This window comes from Paraburkholderia mimosarum LMG 23256 = NBRC 106338, from assembly GCF_000739815.1.
Taxonomy (GTDB): Bacteria; Pseudomonadota; Gammaproteobacteria; order Burkholderiales; family Burkholderiaceae; genus Paraburkholderia; species Paraburkholderia mimosarum.
In genome coordinates this window covers 1-5,929 of the sequence record NZ_BBJJ01000154.1, presented here as the reverse complement: position 1 = coordinate 5,929, position 5,929 = coordinate 1, and the positions used below count along the sequence as shown (strand labels likewise).

General features: G+C 50.2%; 4 protein-coding genes and 1 pseudogene. 3 read left to right on the top strand and 2 right to left on the bottom strand.

All coding sequences use genetic code 11. The features are described from left to right. The first annotated feature begins 68 nt into the window (after window positions 1–68). The 3 genes from BMI01S_RS35600 to BMI01S_RS35590 all read left to right on the top strand — a co-directional run bounded on the left by BMI01S_RS35600 (window position 69) and on the right by BMI01S_RS35590 (window position 5,524). Window positions 69–590, top strand: coding sequence for a group II intron maturase-specific domain-containing protein (locus BMI01S_RS35600; protein WP_208461024.1), 522 nt, complete (start codon window positions 69–71; stop codon window positions 588–590). A gap of 819 nt (window positions 591–1,409) precedes the next feature. Next, on the top strand, window positions 1,410–4,082 hold the full coding sequence (locus BMI01S_RS35595) for a glycosyltransferase (RefSeq protein WP_042292649.1): 2,673 nt from the start codon (window positions 1,410–1,412) through the stop codon (window positions 4,080–4,082). Then, entirely contained in the window at window positions 4,082–5,524 is a 1,443-nt protein-coding gene (locus BMI01S_RS35590; RefSeq protein ID WP_028232975.1) for a radical SAM protein, read from the top strand. The genes BMI01S_RS35595 and BMI01S_RS35590 overlap by 1 nt, the downstream gene beginning before the upstream one ends. 14 nt (window positions 5,525–5,538) lie before the next feature. On the opposite strand, the pseudogene BMI01S_RS42485 reads toward BMI01S_RS35590, so the two are convergent. After that, window positions 5,539–5,640 (bottom strand): annotated as a pseudogene (locus BMI01S_RS42485) (IS6 family transposase); the annotation flags it as partial. A gap of 71 nt (window positions 5,641–5,711) precedes the next feature. Beyond that, window positions 5,712–5,929 (bottom strand): hypothetical protein (locus tag BMI01S_RS42710; RefSeq protein WP_218002770.1); only part of this gene is annotated, 218 nt, incomplete at its 5' end.

The following is a 5,929-nucleotide window of genomic DNA, read 5'->3' as shown; positions in this document are numbered from 1 at the left end:
TGAAAGGCTCAACGCGCAGCGGGAAGTACACCTACGTCGAGTAGGCCCGATTCGCTGACGATCTGGTCGTGCTGATCGATGCTCACCCGCGCAATGCGTGGTTGTTGCGGATGGTAAGCCGGCGCCTTCGGGAAGAATTTGCCAAACTACAGGTCGAGGTTAATGAAGAGAAGAGTCGCACCGTGGATCTGGACCGCGCGGAAAGCTTCGGCTTCCTGGGGTTTGACTTCCGACGCCTGCGCAGTATCGGACGACAGGTGTGGCGAGCGCGCTATACGCCCAAGTTGAAGAAACGCACGGAGTTATTGCGCAAGCTCAAGGAGGTGTTCCGGCGATACCAGTCGCAGCCGGTGGATCGGGTAGTGCAACTGATCAACCCGGTGCTGCGCGGCTGGGTGAATTACTTCGCTGTTGGACACTCCAGCGAGTGCTTCAGCTTCATCAAGGACTGGGTCGAAAAGAAGATTCGACGCCACATGGGTCGATCCCGGAATCGTCGGGGCTTCGGCTGGAAGACGTGGAGTAGGTGCTGGCTATATGACGAACTGAAGCTGTTCAACGGCTACCGGGTTCGTCGTGCTGCCGATTGAAAGCGTCACCGGCATGATAGGCCCCATAAACCTTGACGTGAAGCAGACAGGAAAGCGTAGTGCGGGAAAACCGCATGCTGCGTTTGACGTGGCGGGAGCTGGAAACGTGGCCATGGCAACCGGATTGAGGCCCAACGCGAAAGCGAGGGAGAAGCCGCCGGGGGCTACCGTGCGCGCGCCAGCTCTCGACCCTACCTGCGAGGGCCTGCGGGTGCGATTCCCGTGGGCTACTCACCTAAAGTCATACTGCGTTATCCCGCTGTCCGATTTTGCGCGGCCCCCTCTGCCAGACGATCTCAGACAGAGCGACTCGGCCGGCCGCTAGAGTCATGACGTTTGTCTGCGCAAATTGATTACAAAGCGAACGATTTGTCGGAAAACTAACGTCCAGACAGCCGGCGTGATATCCGCACGTAGAGGGGTCCCGTCTACGGCTTTCACATGCAGTCCTCGAGATGGTGCGTAGAAACCTTTCCGCGGCTCATGCTGGCACGCCGCATGCCTCTTCTGGAATTGGATCTGGACGGATTCGTCGCTGCTTTGCAGCCACTCATCAAACCTTTGTTCTGCTCCGATGTGCTCAACGCCATCGGCAATGCGGTTGCATGAAGGCTTTCCTGCCTTTGTTTACGCAGGTCAAAAAAAAGGGGGGGTGCCAACGCTGTTTTCCAACGCAAGTATCATTGTTCGAAGGCCCACCACGCCATGAAGCACTGTCGGAAATCGCGCTCGCAGCCACGGCGACCCTGTGTCGAAAGTGGATGGTTTTCTGGTCGCGATCATGATTCGTATTCGCAAATTGTTTTAGGGTGATTCGGAATGTATCGTAAAGATATGCATCCGGCGGCGGCCATATTTATATCATTTGACGCCGTCGCCGTGTCAGGCATCACAGTTGAAGCGTCAAAAATGGCGAAAAATCTTGCGCGCCATCAGATTAAATCTTATCTTGACCTCGGCTACGATATAAAGATAGATAAAGGAAAATTCGGCAAACCTTACGATAAGGAATATGAGATTTACAGCGATATATTCGATTTGGTTCGTATTGAAGATATCGACTCTCTTCCCCACTACAATGTCGATTTCTTGACGCATTCGCACAATGTTCTGATGGGTCGAGTTCCGCCGGTTTCTTCCAGAGAGCAGGAAGAACTCCTGCTTGCAATCAACGAATCTTCTCTGCGACTAGCACATCGAATCGTTCAGCTATGGGATAAGCTAAGTATCAGTTATGTGATTGTTGAGAATGGTACGCTTCCGGAAAATATCATATATACCAAAGCGCTTTATACGGCGATCAAAATTTACGGCGAATGTCATTGCCTAGGAAATTTCGTCATCTGGCGCGACCACGATCTAATGTGGAGCAGTGAAAAAAACGCGATGAAATACGGCGCAGCGCCTTATCCTCATGCCATCAAGCCCGTTAGATCCAAGCATATAACATACGTTACACTCAATAACCACCTGAAAAAAAAGCTGGAAGAGTGGTGTGATTACGATGTGGAAGTAATGGTTAAAAAAAATACCTACGATTTCACCGAGCATGGTAGATATGATAGTATCAGAGAAAATTTCTTTATCCGCGATAGCGACATTGTGATCGCCCGCACCACTCGCATTATTCCGCAAAAGCGTTTGGATCGGGATATTTATTTGCTTAATCGGCTAAATCAACTTTTCAGTCAAAATGATATCGATAGAAAAGTTTTTTTGTTTGTGGCGGGCGATCCTGATGAAAACCGTCCTTACTATCAAGAGTTGAATACACTAGCCAAAAAGTTAAGCGTTGAGTCATTTATAAAGTTTGTCGGCCCACTTTCGCACAAATCCATGCTTTCAGTGGGCGATGCGACTACAATTGAGGATTTATATTACTCCTGCGATCTCGTTTCTTTTCTTACTTCGTGGGATTACGACAGCTATGGAAATCCAGTTGGCGAGGCGATCAGCAACAGACGCTGCTACATTACTACCAGCTACGAATATTATTGGGAGGTTTATGGTCAGTACGGCTTTGAAGCTCCCGTTTTGAAGATATCGGAAGAGAATGATTGCTTGCCTGATGAAGCATTTGTTAAAGACTTGTATCTGCTCATCAATAATAGAAAATTGATGAATGACATTGCTCGGAGGAATTTTTTTATTGGCAAGCGGCTGCTTTCTGATAATTCAGCCAATATCCTGGACTTGACTTGCCATGAAGAAAGAATGCGCGATACAGTTGTTGTATCTGTTGTGGTGCCAGTTTACAACGAAACCGATCGTATCCGAGAGGTGTTGCTCTCCCTATTCAACCAAAAAACGCATGACGGCCTGATTGCTCATGATGGCTATGAGCTGATTTTTGTGGATAATAATTCCACGGACGACTCCGTTGACAAAATTAACACTTTCAAATTTCAAAACCGATCCCTGGATATTTTTCTTATTCACGAGTCCATTCAAGGCGTCTCGTCTGCAAGAAAACGCGGCATGGATTACGCGTCTGTGCGTTCAAAAGCCCGTGACAGCCACCTAGGGGCTCAGAAAAAACACTACATTGTTTCCGCCGATGCTGACTGCATCGTAGACCCTTACTGGCTGCATGCGCTGATTGAAAAGATGGTAGAGGAAAACGGGGATATTGGCACCTGCAACTACTACTACAACGAAGAAGCATTCCGCAATCGTCCCAACCTTTTCCGGGAAATCCAAAAAACCCTGCGCTGCCGGGAGGTGTCGTTTTCGCTCTTCGGCGGTTTTCCCGACGGCAAGGGTTTTGCCGTTGAGCGGACTCTGTACGACAAAGTGGGAGGTATCGAAATTTTCTATCAGCTGAGCAACGGCCGCTTTGTAGAACACCTCTCGGACGACTGGGACTTTGGAATCCGGGTAATCGCCGAGGGCGGCAAGCCAGTTTACGCCCGGGATTCCCGTGTGGAAATTAACAGTCGTCGCGTCGATACAATGCTAGACGAAGTAATCAGCGGTACTGCCTATGGGCAGGACGGCATCATCATCATGAAAGATGTACGTCCGGGGGAGGAAAAGCAATGGTCAACGCTGTCCGATACTACTCCCGCACAGTCGCAGCAGGTCTGGTGCTACTCCATTAAAGACTACGTTCCCAAAAACATTGTGTTGCCGGCGCTGCTCAATCCACAGATTTTGCTGGATGACATCACCGTGCGTCATTTTTTTACCGGGCCAGTGGCTGACTGTCTGTATCAGCGTATCCATGAAATTATGCGCGATTCAAGAATCATCGACTTCAAACCGATCCACGCCTACAAAACCCCAGCCTATCGTCTCTATTTCGAGTTCCGTGATGAAATTTTCTGTGCCATGCGCCGCGCCATTGGTGACGATATCGGTTTCCCGCCGCCGTTGCCGGAGTGTTTTGATGTGGTCAAACCCGAGGATTTCGAGCGCTTTGTCTACTATTTTTGTGAAGACCGTGAGTCTGGCGAAGCGCACAACTACTTCGCTAACGGCGGGGTATTCTGATGAATAACGAAATTCTGAACTCGCTAAATGCTATCGATACGAATTATCCTGTGCCGCGAGTGCATGATTTTCTCTCCCGTCCAGAGAACACCGCATTTCTGGAGTATGTCTTTAAAGATCCGTTCGGTTGCCACGTTTTCCCTGGCGATATCTGTAGTTATCCACTCGGCGCCTTCTTTGATGACATGGAGCGTGATATCAAACAGGCAAAACAGATTCATCTTTGGGCATATATCCCAACTTGCCGCTACCGCTGCCATTTCTGTCAGTACCCGACGATCACTCTGAATCCACAGGCCATTTCGTCACAGGCAGTGTTCCGGGATTTGGTGGCTTACAACATCAAAGAGGCCACTATGTGGCTTCAGAACGTTCCGTGTCTCGCACATGCAGAAGTCGGCGAATTCAACATCTTCGGTGGCACGCCATCGCTGCTTCCTGAGCCTGAGCTGCGGCGCCTGATGGATTTTTATCAAGGCCATTTTAACTTTTCTGTTGCTACCATTCGCTTTGAAGGCGAGCCGGGTACGCTGACCAAGCAATACCTCCAACTGTTAAAAGAGTTGGGCTTTACCAAAATCAGTTTTGGTGCCCAAGCCCTCGACGACCGTATTATCTCGGCGTGCGGGCGTATGCATTCCGCCGAACAGTGCTTGGATGCAATTTTTAACGCGCGCGAAATCGGCTTCGACTGGGTCAGCGTCGACCTTATCTACGGCATGCTCGGCCAGAGCGTTGACGATGTGAAATACGACATCGAGAAAATTCTCGAACTGGATCTTTCCCACGTGGTCTGCACCAAGCTACACATGGAAACGCTTCTGAAAAAACGTACCGGTGTTTCCGGGGAGCGAGAAAGTCTATGGCAAAAAAAAGGGGGGATTATTAACCTTCGTAAGATGAACTTCCCGGGGCTGGGTAAGCAATATCAGATGCGCGAGTTAATCGAGAAGCACCTTTCGTCCGGATATCTCGAACATCCGACTACATACTTTCACCGGAACCATCAGCATCCGGAGAAGTGGAAAGGGCTAGTGACCGACCTCGATAAACAGTACCCGGAGGTGGCGATCGGTCTCGGGGGCAGCTCGAAATGTGCCCGGGCCGAGGCCATCAACATCACCAGCTACAGAAAATACAAGGAAGCTCTGGATGAAAACTATCTGCCCATTGAGGAAAGCCGGGGAGTCTCACCATATCAGCGCGAAGTGAACGCTTTTAAAATGGCCCTCTCCACACTGGTTCCGGTGAGTGACAACGTGTTCAGACAGCGTTTTGAAGGCAAAAGCTTCTTCGACAACCCTATTATTCGCCCCACGCTCAGAACGCTAGTTGATAAAGCGCTGATAACAATCGATAGGGATGTTGTAACCCTTACCCCCAATGGAGTTACGCTGGTCGAAGCCGTGATTAACACCCAATTCGTGACCTCGGAAGTCTAAGGAGAGGCTGTAGCGTACGCCGTCGAGAACCTGTTCACGCAGAGAAGGATTACGTCAAGCGGGTAATGCAGGCGCTTGAGCACCTTTGCCACTGCGGGATTCGGGTTCTGCTTCATCGGTCAGATCGTTCGTCTTCGGGACTTCAGCATAGCAGGTCCCTTATTGCGGGAAAGCCATGCTGGCTCGTCTACAAGGTGGACGCCTGAAATCCACCCAGATGCCGGTTGGTTGATGACGGACCGTCAACGCCTCCGATACTATTTCCGCTGCCTTGTACTAAACGATGCCAACGTGTCGGCGCCATGCTGGAAGAGGAGGGAATGGCTTGATCCAACAGCTGACTATTGAGTCGGACCTGAATAATCCGGTGAGCCTTATGTGGCGAGACTTTGGAGCCGAAATGGC

Excerpts from the sequence above, each read along its gene's own strand:
- BMI01S_RS35595 (WP_042292649.1), top strand. The coding sequence starts at position 1,410 with ATGTATCGTAAAGATATGCATCCGGCGGCGGCCATATTTATATCATTT.
- BMI01S_RS35590 (WP_028232975.1), top strand. The coding sequence starts at position 4,082 with ATGAATAACGAAATTCTGAACTCGCTAAATGCTATCGATACGAATTAT.